The sequence below is a fragment of the Bowmanella dokdonensis genome (genome assembly GCF_017254865.1).
GTDB classification, from domain to species: Bacteria; Pseudomonadota; Gammaproteobacteria; order Enterobacterales; family Alteromonadaceae; genus Bowmanella; species Bowmanella dokdonensis.
Genome location: NZ_JAFKCV010000003.1, coordinates 413,578 through 433,598, shown reverse-complemented (window position 1 = coordinate 433,598; position 20,021 = coordinate 413,578). Strand labels below are relative to the sequence as shown.

Annotated in this window: 19 protein-coding genes; 8 read left to right on the top strand and 11 right to left on the bottom strand. The window is 53.0% G+C overall.

Going from position 1 to position 20,021, the window contains the following annotated elements:
- Positions 1–74 precede the first annotated feature (74 nt).
- Positions 75–848: a hypothetical protein gene (locus J0A66_RS07880; protein WP_206573240.1), complete on the top strand. Its 774-nt coding sequence runs from the start codon at positions 75–77 to the stop codon at positions 846–848.
- 538 nt (positions 849–1,386) lie between these two features.
- Positions 1,387–2,865, top strand: coding sequence for an FAD-dependent monooxygenase (locus J0A66_RS07875; RefSeq protein WP_206573239.1), 1,479 nt, complete (start codon positions 1,387–1,389; stop codon positions 2,863–2,865).
- Between the two features lie 55 nt (positions 2,866–2,920).
- Here the strand turns inward: J0A66_RS07875 and J0A66_RS07870 are convergent, their stop codons facing one another.
- The 4 genes from J0A66_RS07870 to J0A66_RS07860 form a co-directional block, all read right to left on the bottom strand.
- Positions 2,921–3,247 (bottom strand): hypothetical protein, encoded by a 327-nt coding sequence (locus tag J0A66_RS07870; protein ID WP_206573238.1) that lies wholly within the window; start codon positions 3,245–3,247, stop codon positions 2,921–2,923.
- 105 nt (positions 3,248–3,352) lie between these two features.
- Complete coding sequence (locus tag J0A66_RS23795; protein ID WP_369127362.1) at positions 3,353–3,712, bottom strand: DUF6152 family protein; 360 nt, start codon at positions 3,710–3,712, stop codon at positions 3,353–3,355.
- 168 nt (positions 3,713–3,880) lie between these two features.
- Positions 3,881–4,627: a phytanoyl-CoA dioxygenase family protein gene (locus J0A66_RS07865; RefSeq protein WP_206573237.1), complete on the bottom strand. Its 747-nt coding sequence runs from the start codon at positions 4,625–4,627 to the stop codon at positions 3,881–3,883.
- 63 nt (positions 4,628–4,690) lie between these two features.
- Positions 4,691–4,987 carry a hypothetical protein gene (locus tag J0A66_RS07860; RefSeq protein WP_206573236.1) on the bottom strand — a complete coding sequence of 99 codons (297 nt, stop codon included), beginning with the start codon at positions 4,985–4,987 and terminating at the stop codon, positions 4,691–4,693.
- An 86-nt stretch (positions 4,988–5,073) separates the two neighbouring features.
- On the opposite strand from J0A66_RS07860, the gene J0A66_RS07855 reads away from it, so the two are divergent.
- Positions 5,074–5,229, top strand: a complete 156-nt coding sequence (locus tag J0A66_RS07855) for a hypothetical protein (protein ID WP_206573235.1) — start codon at positions 5,074–5,076, stop codon at positions 5,227–5,229.
- A 94-nt stretch (positions 5,230–5,323) separates the two neighbouring features.
- Here J0A66_RS07855 and J0A66_RS07850 read toward each other — a convergent pair whose 3' ends face one another.
- Positions 5,324–6,076 carry a hypothetical protein gene (locus tag J0A66_RS07850; protein WP_206573234.1) on the bottom strand — a complete coding sequence of 251 codons (753 nt, stop codon included), beginning with the start codon at positions 6,074–6,076 and terminating at the stop codon, positions 5,324–5,326.
- Positions 6,077–6,166: 90 nt separating this feature from the next.
- Between J0A66_RS07850 and J0A66_RS07845 the strand changes: the two genes are divergently transcribed.
- Both J0A66_RS07845 and J0A66_RS07840 read left to right on the top strand, forming a co-directional pair.
- Positions 6,167–6,322: a hypothetical protein gene (locus tag J0A66_RS07845; RefSeq protein ID WP_206573233.1), complete on the top strand. Its 156-nt coding sequence runs from the start codon at positions 6,167–6,169 to the stop codon at positions 6,320–6,322.
- 287 nt (positions 6,323–6,609) lie between these two features.
- Positions 6,610–6,810, top strand: a complete 201-nt coding sequence (locus tag J0A66_RS07840) for a hypothetical protein (protein ID WP_206573232.1) — start codon at positions 6,610–6,612, stop codon at positions 6,808–6,810.
- Positions 6,811–6,833: 23 nt separating this feature from the next.
- Here J0A66_RS07840 and J0A66_RS07835 read toward each other — a convergent pair whose 3' ends face one another.
- Both J0A66_RS07835 and J0A66_RS07830 read right to left on the bottom strand, forming a co-directional pair.
- Entirely contained in the window at positions 6,834–7,649 is an 816-nt protein-coding gene (locus tag J0A66_RS07835; RefSeq protein WP_206573231.1) for a PIN domain-containing protein, read from the bottom strand.
- A gap of 86 nt (positions 7,650–7,735) precedes the next feature.
- A complete protein-coding gene (locus tag J0A66_RS07830; RefSeq protein ID WP_206573230.1) occupies positions 7,736–7,966 on the bottom strand; it encodes a hypothetical protein in 231 nt (76 codons plus the stop codon).
- An 814-nt stretch (positions 7,967–8,780) separates the two neighbouring features.
- Between J0A66_RS07830 and J0A66_RS07825 the strand changes: the two genes are divergently transcribed.
- Positions 8,781–9,626: an MlaA family lipoprotein gene (locus tag J0A66_RS07825; RefSeq protein WP_206573229.1), complete on the top strand. Its 846-nt coding sequence runs from the start codon at positions 8,781–8,783 to the stop codon at positions 9,624–9,626.
- Positions 9,619–12,015, top strand: a complete 2,397-nt coding sequence (locus J0A66_RS07820; RefSeq protein ID WP_206573228.1) for an efflux RND transporter permease subunit — start codon at positions 9,619–9,621, stop codon at positions 12,013–12,015. The genes J0A66_RS07825 and J0A66_RS07820 overlap by 8 nt, the downstream gene beginning before the upstream one ends.
- A gap of 21 nt (positions 12,016–12,036) precedes the next feature.
- Here the strand turns inward: J0A66_RS07820 and J0A66_RS07815 are convergent, their stop codons facing one another.
- The gene (locus J0A66_RS07815; RefSeq protein WP_206573316.1) at positions 12,037–14,424 is read right to left on the bottom strand and encodes a Lon protease family protein; all 2,388 of its coding nucleotides are present in this window, start codon (positions 14,422–14,424) and stop codon (positions 12,037–12,039) included.
- A gap of 29 nt (positions 14,425–14,453) precedes the next feature.
- On the bottom strand, positions 14,454–14,618 hold the full coding sequence (locus J0A66_RS07810) for a hypothetical protein (RefSeq protein WP_206573227.1): 165 nt from the start codon (positions 14,616–14,618) through the stop codon (positions 14,454–14,456).
- Here J0A66_RS07810 and J0A66_RS07805 point away from each other — a divergent pair.
- Positions 14,617–15,153 carry an SRPBCC family protein gene (locus J0A66_RS07805; RefSeq protein WP_206573226.1) on the top strand — a complete coding sequence of 179 codons (537 nt, stop codon included), beginning with the start codon at positions 14,617–14,619 and terminating at the stop codon, positions 15,151–15,153. The two genes, J0A66_RS07810 and J0A66_RS07805, sit on opposite strands and share 2 nt — an antisense overlap.
- Before the next feature lie 142 nt (positions 15,154–15,295).
- Here J0A66_RS07805 and J0A66_RS07800 read toward each other — a convergent pair whose 3' ends face one another.
- Together J0A66_RS07800 and J0A66_RS07795 are read right to left on the bottom strand one after the other, a co-directional pair.
- Positions 15,296–15,835 (bottom strand): PEP-CTERM sorting domain-containing protein, encoded by a 540-nt coding sequence (locus J0A66_RS07800; RefSeq protein WP_206573225.1) that lies wholly within the window; start codon positions 15,833–15,835, stop codon positions 15,296–15,298.
- 12 nt (positions 15,836–15,847) lie between these two features.
- Positions 15,848–19,717, bottom strand: coding sequence for an ExeM/NucH family extracellular endonuclease (locus tag J0A66_RS07795; protein ID WP_206573224.1), 3,870 nt, complete (start codon positions 19,715–19,717; stop codon positions 15,848–15,850).
- Positions 19,718–20,021 lie beyond the last annotated feature (304 nt).

Here is a 20,021-nt window from a genome sequence, read left to right as displayed (position 1 = left end):
TTACAGACAGTACTATGCATTCAGCTCTTTTACTTAATTACAATGACCGTCCCTTAAACTGATAAGTACTTCCTATGAAATCTTTGCTGCCATTCTTTGTGGGACTCTTTGGCTTTTTGACTCAAGCAGAGATAGCTGCATCGCCTGTGCAGGCGCCTGTTCAGCAAGTGCTGATCTACCAAAAAACTAATGCCGATGGCAGCAACCTTGGGCATATCGCGGTGTATTACCCTACCGCTAATCAAATCGAATCCTTAAAGTGGCACCAGGGGCATGGTCAGGCAACCCTGGTCACAGCAAAATTAGACAAGCAACAGCTAGTCAGACGCTTTGACGCTTATCGGCTTTCCCGCCAACAAGCACCTGAGAAGATGGCAACGCTGGAAAAAACAACTGACGGTCATTTCACCGTACAATTAGGTGATCAAGTCAGCCAGGCAACATTGCCCGAGCAAGCCTGGCATAGCTATGACTTTGACTTCGCCAGCTTAGGCGTTGCCTATCGTTTTATTGATAAGCAGCAATTTCCCTACAGCTTTCATATCTACGATCTGAATATGGCGACCGATACCCCTGAATTTATTGACATGGGTGCAGTCACGCTTTCAGCACCCAGCCCTGTGGAAAAGTGGGGATACAATGCAGTTCAGTATCAGATTGATGGCCCGGGCCTGGATAATCGCGGCGGAACCATCTGGTTTGATGCCGAGCAAAAACACCTGCTGGGCTTTGCTATCGCCAAGCCCGATGAATCTTCCTACGACTCCGGAAACTTACAACTTGTTGAAGTCCGCCAGATGACCTCAGAAGAATGGGCAGCGTTTAAAATCAACGCGCTTGGGGAATAATCTTGCTATAAAACTGCCGTAAAACGGGAAAAATAACGGCAGCAGGGTTAATTTAGATACAACCCTTTTTATTCCGACTGTATCCACCATTCCTGGCGTCCGATACGGTGCCAAAAATATAGCCCTCGCCCGCCAGTCGGTCAAAAACAAATCCGAACAGGCGTCCGGCACAACATGGTAGCGGTAGCTCTCACCACTGTGAATCTCCCCGGCAATCGTCCACACAACTGAGACGATATCCCGCACACCAGGCGGCGGCACGAACTCGCAATAGCGCAATCTGCCTGCTTCTGAGCCGGAGTTTTTAGATACCGCTAGCCACGGTTGCAGGGGCCGATATATGGACGACAGTTGACGTTACCGAGAGTGTTGGGAGATGGGGTATAGCCTGAGGAGTCCAAGGAAATTTAGTGTCGATGTGAGCAATCCACCAACTCCCCATTTTTATTTTATATCACTGCTTGGGTATTGCGGCAAGCCCCCGGCTTAAGGGTATAACGCAAATTTCCAAATAGACCGACAAGCAAGGAGTAATACTATGCACGGGGAAATTACCAAACACGAGGTGGTGATTGCAGGAGCTGGGCCTACCGGTCTGATGCTGGGCGGCGAGCTGGCGTTAGCAGGAGTTGATGTGGCGATTGTGGAGAGGAGGATAGATCAGGAAGTCGATGGCTCTCGTGCGGGTGGCCTACACCCACGAACTATCGAGGTTTTGGACCAACGAGGTATAGCAGAGCGATTTATTGATCAAGGAGATAAACACTACGTTGTATTGTTTGCCGGTTCCATAATAAATGCCAGTGATCGATCGACGCGTCACAATTACACCCTGGCATTGTGGCAGTCCAAAATTGAACATGGCCTGGCAGATTGGATCTCAGGGATGGGGGTCCCCGTTTATCGCGGCTGTGAGGTGACAGGTTTTGATCAGGACGAGAGCGGCGTGAGTATCAAGATCGACAACGGACGTTTGCTGCGAGCAAAATACCTTGTCGGCTGTGACGGCGGTCGAAGTCTCGTCCGCAAACAGGCGGGTATTGATTTCCCTGGATGGGAGCCTGAAATAAGCTACCTGATTTTTGAGGCAGATATGCATGACGAGCCCATCCTGGGACTGCGCTACGGAGAGAGAGGTCTTCATGCATTGGGGAAACTGGAAGAGGGGAAGCGAATTCGCGGCGTGGTGACTGAGCAGGATTTCAGGCAGGGCGCGGGGCCCAAATTGGAGGACCTTTGCGATGCGCTGGTGGCAGCCTATGGCACGGACTATGGGATTCACAACGTAACCTGGCTTTCAAGGTTTACAGATGCTGCTCGTCAGGCTGGCACCTACCGTTCAGGTCGTGTTTTGCTTGCGGGAGATGCCGCGCATGTTCACTCACCTGTCGGTGGGCAGGGCCTGAACACAGGGATTCATGATGCGGTTAACCTGGGCTGGAAACTGGCCCAGGTCGTACAAGGCTCGTCGCCAGACAGCTTGCTGGATACATACCATGCTGAACGACATCCAATTGGTGCGCAATTGCTTAAAACTACACTAGCCCTCACGGCGTTGAACCGAGGCGACGAAAGGACAAGTGCCCTGCGCGAAATGATGGCAAAGGTAATGAATATGGAAGAACCACGCAAATGGTATGCAGCCTTTATGTCCGGCCTCGATATCCATTACGATCTTGGTGACGGGCACCCATTGCTCGGGCGTCGAATGCCTGACCTCGACCTAGTGACCAAAGACGGCAACGTGAGGGTTTTCTCGTTTCTTCATGATGCTAGAGCGCTGTTAATAAACCTTGGTAAGGCTGGCACTTTGGATGTCTCACCGTGGATGGACCGAGTCAGGCTTGTTGATGCCAGGTATGATGGCAGTTGGCAACTACCGGTACTGGGAGAGGTGGAGCCACCCACAGCTGTACTGGTCAGGCCTGACGGTCACGTGGCTTGGGTGCAAGGACAAAGAGGATTGAGCCTGTCAGACGCTTTGTGCAAGTGGTTCGGTACACCGTCCATTAATTAGTTGACAGGTAGCGGATCGACATAAGGCGATCCGCTACCTGTTTCTACATAGTCCTTTAAGCTTTGCAAAAACTGCTCCCAACCCTGAGTGCAAAGGTCGTAGCACTCAACCTGTGGTGCCAAGCCGATATGATCCAGTTTGGTTCAGCAACTAACAGGCAAGTTGCACGAACGTGGCGACGAACCTCAGAAACGCGCACATGGACTGAACCAATGATGGACTTTCCGTAAACCAAAAGGAACACGATCAGCGTTTCCAAGCCCATCAGGTCCGCAACGATAACGAACTCCACAGTGAACGGCACCAGGAATGGCGCAATCGCTAATAGACCTAGAATCAAACCTAGCTTTATAAGTGTGCTCTTCTTGAAATCGAACTTCACGGATGCTTCCCCCGCCCACTAGAGATTTATGGTTCAGCCGAAAATGTTTGAGGCAGATAATCATGTGGAAGCCAAACTTCGAGACCTCCAAGCCTGTACTAATATCTAGTTGAACGTAAGAAGCCACCTGCCGAAATCAAAACTGCGCCCGGCCGCAAGGCACCTCGGTTGGCATGATTCATTATAAGAACGGAATGCAGTCACACTTACGGGCGGCTCGCTCCCGAGAAAATCCCTAGTGATGCCAGACACCAGGATTTGCCGAGTTGCACCTGCCTCAATTTCCCAGGTTGTACTGGATCCATCTGGAGCTTTAACTTCTACGAAAAGCACTGAGTGAGGCTCGTCTGACTCAAATCCGATCAGTTTTCCCTTAAGTTCAATCAATTCAGTCCGGTCGAACCCTGCAGAACTGTGATGGGCTTGTGCGGTCACCGTCGTTATCAAAGCTAAGAATGCAATCATGAGCCTGAACTTGCTGATACTTTTCACCCGTCGTCCCTCATTTACGAAAGTGTCGTTAAATCGCGCCATAACGCCTAGCTAAGCGGGCAATTGAAGCGTAGCGTAAATTGGTCCGCTGCAGCTGATTGTTATGTCTATTGACGAACTTCCTCACTATAGTTATAGCCACTATCCCGAAAAGTAACGAGCTGTTGCCATTATACGAACGTTTTTGGTCGAATTGATTGAGGGCGTATGTAGCACCCGCATATCCATCAGGTATACATCCCCCGAATGGCCCGCCATTTCCAAAATCGAGAGCTCTACATCACCTACTTTGACACTTATATTTACGCCTTCACTTATAAGTTTTGAGACACCTTGCTTTGCTTGATGTTGGCTTTCCAGTCGATGCGACCCAGCCAATGCCAAAGTTGCCCCTCCTTTGGCTGCCACATTATCTAAAAGAACGAAAGCTTGGCCCCCTGGAATGCCCTTCAACTGAGATTTGGAAATGTCACGATGCCAGTTTAGTTTCTCAAGAGTCCAAGCTATTGGATGTGGTAAAGAAATGAGCAACTGGCCATCCTGACCGTGTAGTGGTGCGTCAGCTAACAGGCACATGTCAGAATACAGCTCTTGTGAGATAATTCTCTCATTCAGATTTCGGTAGCTTATCAATTGACCCAGTTTTCCGGTTTGCTGGAATACCGGAACACCTTTCAATTTTTGAGACAGCATTCTACCCGTCGACCAGATATTAAGCCTCTTAAGCTCTTTGAGCACATGATCCCTCACAGGCAAAACCACGCTTTTAGCAAGAGCACCTGGGATGTAAATATACCCTTTCTCGCTAAATTCTTTTCTTTGCTCTGGTGTCACTTCGAAACCTACTGACCCGCTCTGACATAACGCTTTAAACAGCGGAAAACGCACGCGCCTTGGCCGCCTTTTGGCCAGCGGGTGGTTTTCCGATGATTCAACTTGTTATAGGTCTTGTTAATATTGAGCACTGATACCCCATGCCCCAAATGAAAGAGAAGTCACTGCCAGCCCTGCCAGAATTAGCCACTCTTTAGCATTAAGCCCAAATGTTGTTTTAAAAGATGGAACTAATATTTTCCAATAGGGAATACCTCTTCGTTTCATACTGAAATAGAACAGGAGATTTCCACCTATAAGCCAAGTGACGGCGAACATGATGATTCCAATTTGGGTTTGTGTAGGCCAGCTTAGGAATGCTTCGATAATAAAATCAAGATCTGGTGGTTTCCTTACATCTTGTACTTTACTCATTGGAAAGACCTATAACGAATGATATGGACTCCCCCTTTCCCAGGGCTCTGCCAAGCTTATGTGGCAACCTATGAGGAGAACCGTCCATGTCAGAATTCAACTATTTCTATGGCATTGATTTAGCCAAACTGAGTTTCAGTATCCACGGCGAAGACCGCCATGGCAAGCCGCTTATCCACAAGAGTGTGACCCGCACCAAGTTGTTAAAGGAGATGGCCAATCTGCCTGTGAGACGGGTGTGACTGGGAGCTTCTAAGTTTAAAGTGGATACGACCTTTTTATTTCCGACCCTTTTTATTTCGACCCTTTTTATTTATTATTTTGAATTGTTAGGCGTCACCTTGGTAACTCCAAAGAAGATGGTGCGACCGTATAGTCTTTATGAACCCTAATCTCCAGATTTGCCAACCCGTCAAATCCCGTATTGGGTTCTGCGTCAATAAGAACCTGACGATGCGGATCAAAATCAAAGCAACGCATTTCAACATGCATTGGCTCCCCGGCTATTCCGTGAATTACCATCGGCAAATCACTCTCGATATCATCTCTACCGACGTGCTCGGAAAAATTCAATAAACCTGATGACGTTTCATCCACAACTTGCAGACCTGCAAGTTGTGCCGCCCAAAATCTAGCCGACGCTACGATTACTCTTCGTAGGTCAGCGCGCATACCGCTATTCATTTGGAGCATCGTAAATTTCTGCGTACGATAGTAGACGCCTTTTGTGTCTCGATATCTGCAGATTGCACAAACCTCACGCACAGCACCGAGCCCGTCAATTGTTCTCCGATCTCGTGAAATACTATGGTGCTTCCAGGCGTTTGCTAGATCGCAGCAGATTTCGTATAACGGCTCCTCCACCCATGCTTTCCGCTCCCGAAACTCCCGCGAACTTTTATAGGCATCACTAATAGGGGTACAGTCTGGGTCCTTATGTGCAAAATCAGAGAGCCCCAACATTTGTTCAGCAACCACGGCCCCTCGCTCGAGATCGTGGAGCAATCCCATCTCACGCACATGATACCCTTGTAGAAACCTGCGAAGGGCAGGAACGACATGCTGTAAGTAATACTTGCGCGTGTTCATAGATAAGTCGGACGCCTAACGAATGATATGGACTCCCCCTTTCCCGGGGCTCTGCCAAGCTTATGTGGCAACCTATGAGGAGAACCGTCCATGTCAGATTTCAACTATTTCTATGGCATTGATTTAACCAAACTGACTTTCAGTATCCAGGGCGAAGACCGCCATGGCAAGCCGCTTATCCACAAGAGTGTGACCCGCACCAAGTTGTTAAAGGAAATGGCCAAACTGCCTGTGAGACGGGTGTGACTGGGAGCTTCTAAGTTTAAAGTGGATACGACCTTTTTATTTACATGTCTTCATCGCTGGCGAAAATAACCTGTCGGTTATTGCCTCGCTGGATTATGTGTTCCGGTACCCCCGACAACGACACTCTTGGCTTCCTTGGCATTGGCCGTTTTCATCAATAGTCAAACAAATGCCAAGCTTAGCATTTAAATTGGATCTGACCCTTTTTATTTGACCCTTTTTATTCTGACCCTTTTTATTCCGGGGCTCTGCCAAGCTTATGTGGCAACCTATGACAAGAACCGTCCATGTCAGATTTCAACTATTTATATGTCATTGATTTAGCCAAACTTCAATTCAGTATCCACGGCGAAGACCGCTATGGCATACCGCTTATCCACAAGAGTGTGATCCGCACCAGTTTGTTGAAGGAGATGGCCAATCTGTCAGAAGATCTGATTAGATTGAAGACTTACTGGTTTAAAGTAGATGCGATCCTTTTTATTTGACCTTTTTTTCCTAAACGGTCCGATCATGTTTCGTCTTCAGGCGCGTCATCGCATTTCCCAACTAGTTCGGCGATTAAGCGCTGCTCTTCCTCCTCCATTTCTTTTGAAACTGCGGCATGAACTATCTTTAAGCCCTGTGCCAATTTGTCTGTAAGCACAATCTTCCGTTTCTTACTAACTCTTTCTGAAAATTCCTGTTTGAGCCAATCGTTTAGGTAAGACTTGCCTTCGTAAATCGCGCCGTAATCAGTGTCGCGAGTGACGATGACGATGTGCTTGCCGCTCTGGATAGAACACTGAATGATCCACTCCCAATTTACAGCATCTCCGATGGATGTATCGGACTGCTTACGCGGCGGATAACCCAGTGTGAAGCGCTTACGCGCGAGATTTCTGATTGTGAACCTTTCCTTCTTTGTTCTAGATAGGTTGTAAGGACAGTCATTTTTGAAGATTCTCTGCAGGCACTGATAAACGGGGTCATTGCGAATGGGATCACTAAGCACCTTCTGGATCTTTTCGTCTAACTTTGCTCTCTGAACTGAGATTTCCTTTTTCTTCTTTTCAATCATCTTCATCGCTTGTAAGTCGGCTACGAGCGCAGGTCCAGTTAGTTTGCTCCAATCGGGTATTCGAAAACTCGTAAGCGACTCAACGATGACTCGTTGGCGATTTTTCTTGTACTCCATCTCTACTTGCGAGCCCGTAATCAGTCGATCCATGCAAGCCTCTAGCTGTTCCAGGTATTTCAAGCTGATGTCGGTCTTTCTGATACGGTAGAAATCCAGCAGCACATTCGTGTCTACGAACAGAAGCGTGTCGAGTACGTCTTTAGCCACCGTCTGTTACTCTCCGAGAAATATAATGCCCGCAACAAACACGAGCGTAGCGAGTCGAGGTCGACAGGCCGGTTTGTTTGCGTTTGTTATGCGCCATTCTTGTTTGGCGAAATATTTTCAAACAGTTCTTTGACCATACCGTTAAACTGGTAACTACCTATGTTACCCTCTACGAAATGCTCTGCAGCTTCTACTAGCATGCGCAAATTAATGATGCCGCCAACACGCCTCTCTAGCTCAGCCCTTAGACGTTGATCGTGACCCGGAAGAAAATTACCACCAGCAGTCATGCCACCACAATTGCACGCACATTTCATAGCTGGCTCCTCTGTTTTCACATAATGCATAACGTTCAGATAACCGACATTTTCTTACATAGTGTCACTGTACCCAGTTTTCTCTCACCCAGACAAGCACTTATCTTCTGTTCGGCCAGTTGCTCTCACCTTACCAATAGGTGAAGAGTCTTATTTCAGCAGCCGGCTGCGTAAGCAGACGGCCTGCCTGCAAACCCATTACTTACAGATAGAGAAAAGGCTGAGAGGCAGTGTCGGCTTGGCCTTCGCGGACCTTATGCAGCAGGGATGCTGCGTAAGAGCCCCCACGGAAGGGTTCACGGCGTGTCTGCGAAGGCCAAGCCGGCGCTGCCATTTAACCTTCTTTATTTGGTTTTAGAGCTTGCACCACAAAAAACACAAAAGACACGAAAGGGAGCAGGAATACGCCAGCCCTTCATCCACCCGTTCGTGTAATTTCGTGCCTTTGGTTGTCCAATTGCTCCGAAGGTGGGCTCGGATAAAAACGTTGATGTTAGAGATCCCGAATCAAGTTCGGGATGACGAAATACGAACGTAGTCCTGAAACCGTCATGCTGAATTGATCTCAGTATCAGAAGACGAAATCCGAAAGAGGTCCTGAATCCGTCATGCTGAATTTATTTCAGTATCAGAACGACGTAGCTTCCGTTCAGGACGAAGAAATCTTAATGAGGTCCTGAAACTAGGTTCAGGACGACGCCCCCTTTCTGCAAAAATGGCGCATCCAACCCCTTGCCCCAGTTCAAAATTTGACCCTCCCCCTTTCAACTGACATGATGAATATCAGCTAAATGCCTTTAAACCGGATTGGAGCATGGATGTGTTAACAGATCCGCTGAAGACCAAGCGATGGCCGCTGACGGCGCCATGGATGTTGCTGGTGCTGATATTGTCGGTGGGCTGTGCCAGCCATACCCCACCGGTGGATCCCGATGTCACCCCACAGCAACCCTCCGCCAACGACAAAGTGGTAGTGGTGACCCCACAGGGCACCGACACCCTGGAGCCCACCGTGGTGGGCTATTCCGAGCCGCATTACGAAGATCCCCTGGAAGGTTTTAATCGCGCCATGTTCGGCTTTAATGACGTGGCGTACCGCTATGTTCTGATCCCCGTGGCCCGGGGCTACAACCACCTGCCCTCCCCCATTCGCACCGGCGTATCGAATTTTTTCAGCAATATCCGCGAGCCCTGGAACAGTGTTAACCACGCCCTGCAGGGGGAAGGCAAGCTGGCCGGACGCAACCTGGGCCGGTTCCTGGTCAACAGCACCCTCGGCCTGTTGGGCCTGTTCGACCCGGCTACCCACTGGTTCGAGCTTAAGCCGGCAAAGTCCACCCTGGGCGAGGCCCTGGCCCATCACGAGGTGGGCTACGGCGCGTTTCTGGTGCTGCCCTTTATCGGCCAGACGGATTTTCGCAGCGGCTTTTCCACCTTTACCGAGAGTACCTTCACCCCACTGGAGGCTCTGACCGACCGGCCGCAGACCGGCTACTGGCAGATCTTCAACGGTTATCAGCAGGCCGTGCCCAGTCTGCTCAAGTATGAGGAGCTTAAAGCGCAGAGCGAGGATCCTTACCTGTATTTCAGAAACCAGTACCTGCAGAACCTGCTGCGCGACCAACAATATAAAAAACAGGCGGAATCCGCCGATGAGTAGCCGGGAACAGTTCGCCGGCTGGCTGATCCGCCATGCCGTCCTGGTGCTGATCCTCTTTGTGATTGCCTGTGTGGGGATCGGCTATTTTATCAAGGATTTTCGTATCAACGCCTCGGCCGATACCCTGCTGACCCGCAACAACCAGCTGTATATCCAGTCCCAGGTCATTAGCCAACGCTTCAGCCCACAGGAATTTATCCTGCTGGCGTACGAGCCCAAAGACCACGAGCTGTTCAGTCACAAGACCTTCGCCCATCTGACTGAAATCAGTGACAAGCTCAGGCAGCTTGAGCGGGTGGATGCGGTCACCTCCATCCTCAATGTGCCTTTGCTGCTGGCCATGGACAGCCTGCAAACGGATCTCAATCCCGATGACTGGACCTGGCAGAGCCAGGCCTATTCTGAGGATAAAATGCAGGAGATTTTTACCGACCATCCCCTGTATGAAGACTTATTGGTTAATCAGCAGCAAAGCGCCACCGCCATCCAGATCCTGTTCAAGGAAGACCCAGAGCTTGGCGAACTGGACAGGCAGATTATCGCCATCCAGAAACAGGCCCTGTCCGGCGAGTTGAGCGAGGAACAAAAACAGCAGGTTGAGGAGCTCAAGGCCCGGGCCGAACCGCTGCAGCAGGCCCTGACCCGTCAGCGCGCGCAGGAAATCGAGAAGATTTATCAACTGGTGGCCCCCTATGAAAAGGACGCCAATATCTACCTGGGCGGCGCCCATGTGCTGGGTTACCAGTTAATCAAGATCATCGAGCAGGATCTTAAGCTGTTCGGCACCGGCATTGCGCTGTTTATCGGCGTGATGCTGTACCTGGTGTTCCGCCGCTGGCAGTTTGTGTTGCTGCCCATGGCTTGCTGCGGGGCCAGCGTGCTGCTGACCATGGGCCTGTTCGGCCTGCTGGGCTTCAAAACCACGGTGATCTCATCCAATTTTATTGCCCTGCAGCTTATCCTGACCCTGGCGGTGTGCATCCATCTGATTGTGCATTACCGGCAACTGGCAAAAGGCGGCGGGGAATCAGACCACAAGAGCCTGATCAGACAAACCTTTGCCGATAAAGTCACCCCCTGCTTCTATGCCGGCCTGACCACCTCGGTGGGCTTTGCCTCGCTGTTGATCAGCAATATCCAGCCGGTGGTCAGTTTCGGCTGGATGATGATCGTGGCCATGGCGGTGTCCATCAGCGTCAGCCTGTTGCTGTTCCCCACCCTGGTCAGTTTGTTTCCCCCCAAATCCGCCGAGCCGGGCCGCTCCCTGTTGGCCCCCCTGCTCAATGGTTGTCTGGCGGCCAGCAGCCACCACAAGGTCCTGATCGTTATCGTCACTTTGATGATTACCCTGGCCGGAGGCCTGGGCCTGGCCCGACTGGATGTGGAAAACAGCTTTTTGAATTATTTCCGGGAATCCACGCAAATCAGAAAAGAGCTGACCTATATCGACCAGCAGTTCGGTGGCTCGACGCCCCTGGATATCGTCTATCGGATCCCCGAGTCTGAACGCAAGCAGGATTTGGTATTAAGTGCCCAGACGGTGCAGACCCTGCAGAAAATCCAGCATCTGTTGAACCAGTATGAGGCCGTGGGGGATGTGACCTCGGTATTCAACTTTACCGAGCTGGCGAAGAAGATCAACCAGGGTCAGCCCCTCACCGAATATGAACTCAACTCTTTGTATGAACTGCTGGACAAGTCATTGCGCGATCGGCTGCTGGGCAGCTATCTGGCGGTGGATAACCAGCAACTGCGCATCAGCACCCGCATTCAGGACAGTACAGAAGGGCTGAACCGGGCCGAATTCCTGCAGAGTCTTAAAACCTATATGGAGAAACAGGGCATCGCCCCCGGGCAAATCGAGCTGACCAACCTGTTTGTGCTCTATCAGGACATCTTATCGCGGCTGTACAAATCGCAGGTACAGACCCTGGGCGTGGTCTACGTGGCCCTGGCGCTGGTGCTGTTGCTGCTGTTCCGCTCGTTGCGCCTGGCGCTGATCGCCCTGCTGCCTAATGTCCTGTGCACCCTTTTGATCCTGGGTATCATGGGCTGGCTGGCGATTCCGCTGGATCTGATGACTATCACCATCGCCGCCATCGCCATGGGCATCGCGGTGGACGACACCATCCACTTTGTCCATCACTATAAAGAGCATGTCAAAGACAAGGGGCCGGTGCAGGCCGGTGAGCAAACCTTCCATACGGTGGGCTATGCGCTGCTCTACACCTCCATCATCATCACCCTGGGCTTTGCCACCTTGTGCCTGTCGGATTTTGTGCCCAGCATCTATTTCGGCCTGCTAACCGGACTGACCATGATGCTGGCTTTGCTGGCGGATCTGACCCTGTTGCCGGCCCTGCTGATGCGATTCGTCAAAAAGGCCTGAAATTGTCGCTAGCCGTTGCTGCTACTCGTCGTCACTGCCGGTAACGATACGGGCAATCTGGCTGAGCCGGTTGACCGCCAGACTGTTGATACTGCCCTTGGGAAAACGCGCCCGGGGTGACAATACGCCGGCCTCGCGGCCCATCAGCAATTCGGCGGCCTGATCCACGGTCTCCACGCTGTAGACATGGAAACGGCCGTTTTTAACCGCCTGAATCACTTCCTTTTCCAGCATCAGGTTCACTTCATTGGATTTGGGAATAATCACCCCCTGATTGCCCGTCAGGCCGCGATGGGCACAGAGCTGGAAGAAACCCTCAATTTTTTCGTTCACCCCGCCGATGCTCTGCACCTGGCCGTATTGATTGATGGAGCCGGTCACCGCCAGTTCCTGCCGCACCGGGATCAGGGTCAGGGCCGAAAGCAGCGCCACCAGTTCGGCCAGGGAGGCGCTGTCGCCGTCGATATGGCCATAGGACTGTTCGATGGCGATGTTGGCAGACAGGGTCAACGGAAAGAGCTGGGCGTACTTATAACCCAGGTAGCCGGTCAGCAGCATGACCCCTTTGGAGTGAATGGGCCGTCCCAATTCCACTTCCCGCTCGATGTCCACCACGCCGTTGGCGCCGGCATATACGGTGGAGGTGATGCGGGCCGGGGTGCCGAACAGGCTGTCGCCGATTTCCAGCACGGTGAGGCCGTTGACCTTGCCGATGGCCTCGCCGTCGGTCTCAATCAGTATCTGGCCTTCCTTGATATCGTCCAGCAGGGCTTCGCTGATGCGTCCGCTGCGCTTCATCTTGGCATCCAGGGCCGCTTCAATATGGGTCACATCGAGCAACAAGGTATTTTGCATGGCGCAGAAATAGCGGGCTTCGTGCAACAGCTCGATCACATCGGCAAAGCGCGCCGACAGCCTGTGCTGGTGTTCCGCCAGGCGCAGGCTGTATTCCACCAGCCGGTACATGGCCTTGGCGGAGATCCCCTCAAGGCCCATCTCCGTGGCCTGGCTGCGCACCCGGCCGACAAAGTCGAACAGGGTGGTCTTGTCCAGGGGGATCTCATGGTCAAAATCCACCAGCACCCGGAATAGCTCATGGAATTCGTCCTCGTATTCCTGCAGGGTGTAATAGAGATCCCTGGAGCCCATCAGCACCACCTTGACCTTGATGGGAATGGTCTGGGGGTTAAGGGTGATGGAGTTGACCATGCCGATATCATGCTGCTGGGTGTCGATACGCAGCTCGCCGCGCTTCAGGGCCAGCTTAAGGGCCTCCCACACATAGGGCTGCTGGATCATCTTGTCCGCATCCAGCAACAGATAACCGCCGTTGGCCTTGTGCAGGGCGCCGGGTCGGATCATCCGGTAGTTGGTAAACACCGAGCCCTGCACATTGGTGTACTCCACCCGGCCGAACAGATTGGGGTAGGTGGGATTGGGCTCGTACACCACCGGCGCCCCTTCGCTCAACTCATGGCTGACCAGAATGTTGGGCAGGTACTGTTCTTCCAGCACGGCCCGCCGGTCGTATTCATCCTGTTTTTCTTCCTTGCTCTCCTCGGCCAGTATTTCCATCACGGTTTCCACCAGGTGGGGTTTGAGCTGGCGAAGGAATTTCAGAATACCCAAATCGGCGGCGTATTTATGCTCCAGCTCCTTAAGCAGCGGCCGTATGCCCAGTTCGGCCGTTTCCCGCTTCAGTTTGCGGGTCATTTCAGAAGATTCCCGCTTCCACTGGGGCAGCTCCAGCAGTTGTTCGCTGAGCCGGTCTTCGAGCTGGTTGATCAGATCGTAAAAATGCTGGCGCTGTTCATCGGTCAGGTTGGCAAATTCCTCGTCATTGACCGGCTTGCCGTTAACGATGGGGGAAAAACTGATGGTGCCGTTTTCCTCATACAGGGCCACATTGTTGCTCTGGGCAAACAATTCCACCTCGCTGATGGCCTGATCGTAGCGCTGATCGAACTGACGCTTGATATTGGCTTTCTTGCGCTGGTAACCGGGGTTGTCGAAGGCGGCCGGAAAGGTATCCAGTAACTCGTCGATCAGGCTGGTCATTTCGCTGGCCAGCTTGCGGCTCTCGCCGGCCGGCAACCGCAGGGCAAAGGGCTCGCGCTCGTCGTCAAAATTATTGATGTAGCACCAGTCATCCGGGGTCGGTATGTTGGCCACATGCCTGGCGATATGTTCGTGCACCAGGGTATAACGACCGGTGGCGGCCTCCCCCATCACGTAAAGGTTGTAGCCCTTGGCATCAATGCCCAGCCCAAAATTCAGGGCATCCCTGGCCCGGTTCTGGCCAATAAAGGTCGAACTCAGGGCCTGATCATCCTTAAGCGCCTGGTTGATCAGACGACGGCTGGGTTTGGCGGAAAGTTGCAGTGCGGTCAGTTCGCTGGCTTTTTGCATTAAATGGCAGTGATAAAAGGTGTTCTTGCTCAAGTGAAACCTGATTCAGGGGGACTGTCAAACCCTTGCCGCATGCAGAAGGGTCGCCTGACGAATAATTGTGCAAACTGCCGGTATTGACTGCCACCAAGCAACTGGTTGGCCAGCCGGGCATCGGCTATGATGGTTTCATTCAACCAAGGAACACACCTCATGAAAAGCCGCCATCTCCTGTTGCTCTCCACATTGTTCACCCCGGCATTGCAGGCCGAGGTCCAGCATATCGACACTTATGGTTTTATCGTCAGTAATCAGGTTCTGGTCAGGACCGAACCGGAGCAAAGCTGGCGGGCCCTGGTGGAGGACGTGGGCAAATGGTGGCCGGCGGATCATTCCTGGTGGGGCAAGGCGGAGAATTTCAGTATCGAAGCCAGGGCCGGTGGCTGTTTTTGTGAAATCAACGGCGACAGCCAGGCCCAGCATATGCAGATCAGCTTTGTGGAACCGGCTAAATTGCTGCGCATGACCGGCGGGCTGGGCCCCTTGCAGGGCATGGGACTTTACGGCGCTCTGGACTGGCAGTTTGAGGCCGTGGAAGGCGGGACCCGGATAACCCTCTCCTACAAGGTACATGGCTATGCCCCAAATGGCTTTAAGGATCTGGCCCCTATCGTCGATCAGGTACAGGGCCTGCAGTTAGGCGGCCTGGGTAAGCATCTGGGGATGCTGGGGCCGGCTGGAACCAATTGATCCCCGCAACTCAGTTCAGTCCCGGACAGGGTCAGCCGTCACCCTTCTCAGGGCGTGTTTATAGCTTAAGTAAAAAGCCCCGCATTGCGGGGCTTAAAAAAGGCTGCGCCTGCAGCCTTGGGGACACAGTATATCCAGTCTGTTAATGGACTTGGTTACGGCGAGCGGCGAATATCCCGGCCAGGGCCAGCATCATCAAACCCCAAGCGGCAGGCTCGGGAACCGCATTGACCTGAAGGGCTGCAGACTGGCCCAGGCTGACCTCCAGGGGATTGTCATCCAGATCCGCAAACACCCCAAAATCCAGGTCAAATCCGAAGGTGCCACTGGTCAGTGCGGTCAGTTGGAAACTGGCAATCAGAAAATCGCCGTTCAGAGGCAGGAAATCCAGGAAGGAAAAGTTAATCCCGCCAGGATAAGTGATGCCCATAAAGACCAGGCTGGCAAACAAGTCACTGTCATCCATCAGCAGATCGCCACCGGACTCAGGTATCGCAAACTGATCCGTATCGAACAGCAGATCGAAACTGAACGCGGACACGTCCACCCACTCGGTGGCGGTCAGATTGATTGTTACCTGGTCGCCCGCATTGATAGTGTTGCTGTCCAAAGACAGGTTGATCAGGGCCGCATTGGCGTTGAACGCCAATGTCATCACAAGAAGAGTAAACAGCTTTTTCATTATGTTGATTCCTTAGTTAGCCTTGCAGCCCTGACGGGTGCAAAGGGTACGAATAATCTGCGCGTCACGAACATTGACCACCCCATCTTCATTCAGATCGAAGTCCATGCTCACTTGCTGTTTCTTGGCCAATGCCCTCAGCAGTCCGGTCATGTCATTCACATCCACGTCGCCGTCTGCATCAAAATCGCCGCGCAGGCCTTTGATATAAAGGCTGACCAGCACTGGATCATGATCCGATACCCGATAGGCATCCGGGGCATAGAAGTCATTGATTTGTGCTTCGGACTTGTACTCGGTGTTGTAGTCCAGGATGCGCGGCTCGTCGGCGTTGATATGCCACTCGGTCACATCCACCACCTGCCCGAGCAGGCTGGCGCTGCCGATGGCATGGTCCAGGTAGCCGACTTCGCCGCCAAAGGCATAGGAGTAAGCACCGGCCCCCTCGAAATGCTCGATCAGGTTGATGTAGCCGTTGTCGGTAAACACCCGGATCGGATCTTCCTTGGCGTAGCTGTTCAGATCGCCAATCACCAGATGGTCTGTATCGGCGCTCAGTTCAGGAGCGGTCGCCAGCCAGTCGATCAGCGTCTGGGCTTGGGCTTGACGGGCCTGGTTCCAACAACCCTGGCCATCGCCCTGATCCTGGTCGCCGGAGGTGGCGCCGCCACAGCTTCCCTTTGACTTGAAGTGATTGACGATGACGGCAAAATCACCGCCTGAGCCGAGGGCTTTGAAACGCTGTGCCAGGGCAGGGCGATTGAAAACAGGGTCACTGTTAACCAGGGCATTACCCAGCGGCGCCGTGGTGGCCGGCTTGTACAACAGACCGACGGTAATCTCGTCAGTACCAAGGGGGCCGCCCGCATTAATAAAGGCATAAGCTTCCTCACCCAAACGCTCGTTGATGGCATCCGTCAGTTGGGCAATCGCGCTGTTGGCGCCAAAGCCGTCATTTTCAATCTCCATCAAACCCAGGATATCGGCATCCATGGCCACCAGCGCCGACACCAGCTTGGTTAACTGACGTTCATACTCTTCCGCATTGTCAGCACCCCGCGAGGTAGGGAAGCCACCGCCCTGACCGTCGCCGTTAAACAGGTTCAGGACGTTGATGCTGGCGACACTCAGGTTGCCTTCAGCCAGCTCGGGCTCAGGCGTGCGCGGATTGCTGGCAACAAAGGTGGGAGCTGCGGTGGGAATGACCCGGTACTCGTTAAAGCCGTAGTCCAGCACACCGGTCAGGGACGTCACACTGTCACCGGTGCGCAGGCTGTTGCCGGCTGACAAGCCACCGGTTGGGTAGATCACCGTCTGTGGGTTCTGACCATTGATGCCATCATCCAGCAGCACCCGGTTCAGGGCGTTCTGCATGGCCAGGGCCTGTGCCTCGGGGGAACCGGGCAGATGCAGGTTGGTGGGAATATAGGTGCGACCATAAGACAGGGTCACTTCCCCATAACGGCCCAGGTTGTAGTTGTCAGTGACCGTCAGCTCCTGATTAAAGCTGACCAGCATGCCTTCCAGAGACTCTGCATGGGTCGCATCGGCAAAAGGCAGACTGAGGCTGACGGCCTGTACCTGGGCCTGGCCACAATCCAGCGGCTGCTCAGCGGCAGTCAGCTGAGTTTTGTCAAAATACTCACTGACGTTGCCGATCACCCGAACCAGAGTGCCGGCAACCGGCAGATTCTGCTCGCTGTTCTGGTAGACAAACAGGCCCTCTGACGTTGCGCTGCTGCCGTCATGATCCGCGACCTCTTCCTGAACAAAGTAACCTTTGAGGGCCGGGAAGCTGGCCGTGACCACAGCTTCTATCACCTGGGTCTGGTCCTTAAGGGGTGAGCTGGCGCCTTCGCCCTGTATCTGGCTGATCAGGGTGGCTGGCTCAGTGCACTGTCCCAACTGCACCACCGGCGTTTCACCGCCGCCGTTACCGCCGTCATGGCTGCCCAGGTTGGAAAATACATTGGTGCCCAGACTGTCCCACTCGACGCTGGCGTCGAAGGCATCTGAGGAGTCGGTGTCACCGCTGACAATACCCGGCTTGCGCACCCAGGTCACATTGGCAGCAAAGTTGCTGCCGTTGCCCACCTGGCCGATGCTGTCGACCAGCAGACCATTTTTACGCAACTCCAGCACATCATTGCCGTTGAAGAAGGTCACACTGGAGGTGGTGTCAGTCACGGCCAGTATTTCGGCATTGGAGCCGGAATTGGCAATCACATACACCCCGCCCGATGCCAGGGTCCCTTGCAGGTCAAGGCTGTTAGTGGTGGAGGTGGCACCGTTAGAGTAAAGCAGCACCTGATAACCGCTCAGGTCCAGGCTCGTCCCTGTGGCATTGAACAGCTCGATGGCTTTGTTGTTGCCGCCGTCCCCTTCCACGTACTCGGAGAAGATCAGTCCGGCCTCGCCCGGTACAGGATCCGGTGAACCATTGTCGCCACCGTCACCGTTGCCGTCGCAACTGTCAGCGTCATACAGCACCTCGACCCACTCGGGATGGTCAATAAAGGGATTGCGGTTACCCTGGTATTCGTAAATGCTGGCATTGCGCTGCTGCTCCATGTTGTCTACCGGATCGGCCTCGTGCCACGCAAGCAGGCGGCATAGTCTGCCCAGTGCCGGCTCTCCGGGGCCGGTCAGCCGATCCACCAACTGCAGATCTGGCGTAACATCTGCCCCTTCATAGCGCACATCCATGTAAAACATCATCCTGGCCACATCGCCTTTCACGGCATCTCTGGGCTCAAAGGAATCACTGTCTATACGGTTCTGCGGCGCTTCGGCCAAGGGTGCGTCACTGTTATCAAAATCCAGGTTGCCCCGGGAGGCATTCACCGAAATATCGGTGGGGCGCAGATGGTGAATATCGGTGTAGGCTTCGAAAGACTGACTGGAGAAACCATGGCTGTTGGGCCATACGTGTTCACGATTCCAATTGTCCGGGTCGCTGCTCTGACTGCCACTACCGTTAAGAGACTTGGCCAGGGAGGTCCCTTTATAGAGCAGGGTGACTTTGTCGCTGTCCTGCGGATCCTCATCCGTCTCGGTGAGTGCCGTCCATACTTCGGCGTAGCTCAGTACCCGGTGATTATTGCTGATCGTGTCGGTCAGCAGGGTTTTGACTTCCGCTGCGCTGTAATTGTCATTCAGCGCCGCCATCACCTGCGCATAGTATTGGCTGTCGCTGAACTGGCCGGCATCGGCTACCTTGTCCAGGTCCGGGCAGTTGAAGCAGACGCTGCCATCGACGCCGCCATCCCCGCCGCCGTCACCGGGATTGGTCTCAGGTCCATAGGTCTTAAGTGGGAAAGGCGTGGCGGCACTGGTGTTATCGACAGCACCATCGAGCACATTGATACCGCTCAAAGCCCAGTTTGAAATAACAAAGGCGGAACCGTCGGGACCGGTTCCGGCAAGACGGGATGCCCAGCCATCCAGATAATCCCAGGCTGTCCCGCTGCCGTCCACAGACAGCTCACCAAAGGTATCCACCACGGCACCGTCACAATAGACTTCAATGGCATCATCGCCGTTAATGGCGGCATGACCGGTCACAAAATCAGGGGCAAAGCCGAAGAAACTGCCAAAACCGGTCGCTTCGGAAGCCACATACAGGTAAGTACCGGCTGGCACGGCCTGGGCCGGGAAGCTGAATTCCTCACCGTCGGTGCCGCCGCCGTTGTTGGCAAAGCCCACTCCGCACTGGCTGAGATCTTCGATATCCTTGGCCACGTAAAGCTCAACAGCCTTGGGCACGCCACCTGTCAGGGGACCATCTATCACACCGGTCAATATCAGTGAGTCGGCAGGGGCCGAGTTGGCCTGCATCGACGCCACTATGGCCACCGACAACAGGGTCAGTTTTGTTTTCATCGTCTTCCTCTTTTCGTTATCTAGTTTGTAGGGAAACCGCTTTGTTACTGCTTAACGGCCTGGCGCTGGCGCCGTGAATAAACCAGATAAATTGTGTGCTTTGTGTACAAAACAGGAAGGCGTCAAATAAATTCATAACTTCTTGTACATAAACCTTATCAATCAATCAGTTAGAGATAACAAATAACTTTACCCAATTCTTTAGGTAAGGTTGAAGAGAGATTGGAAGGCAATAACTCGTGAAAAAACGGCGGATTTCTGACGAAAATCGAGAAATGACAATTTGATGACGATATACGCTGTC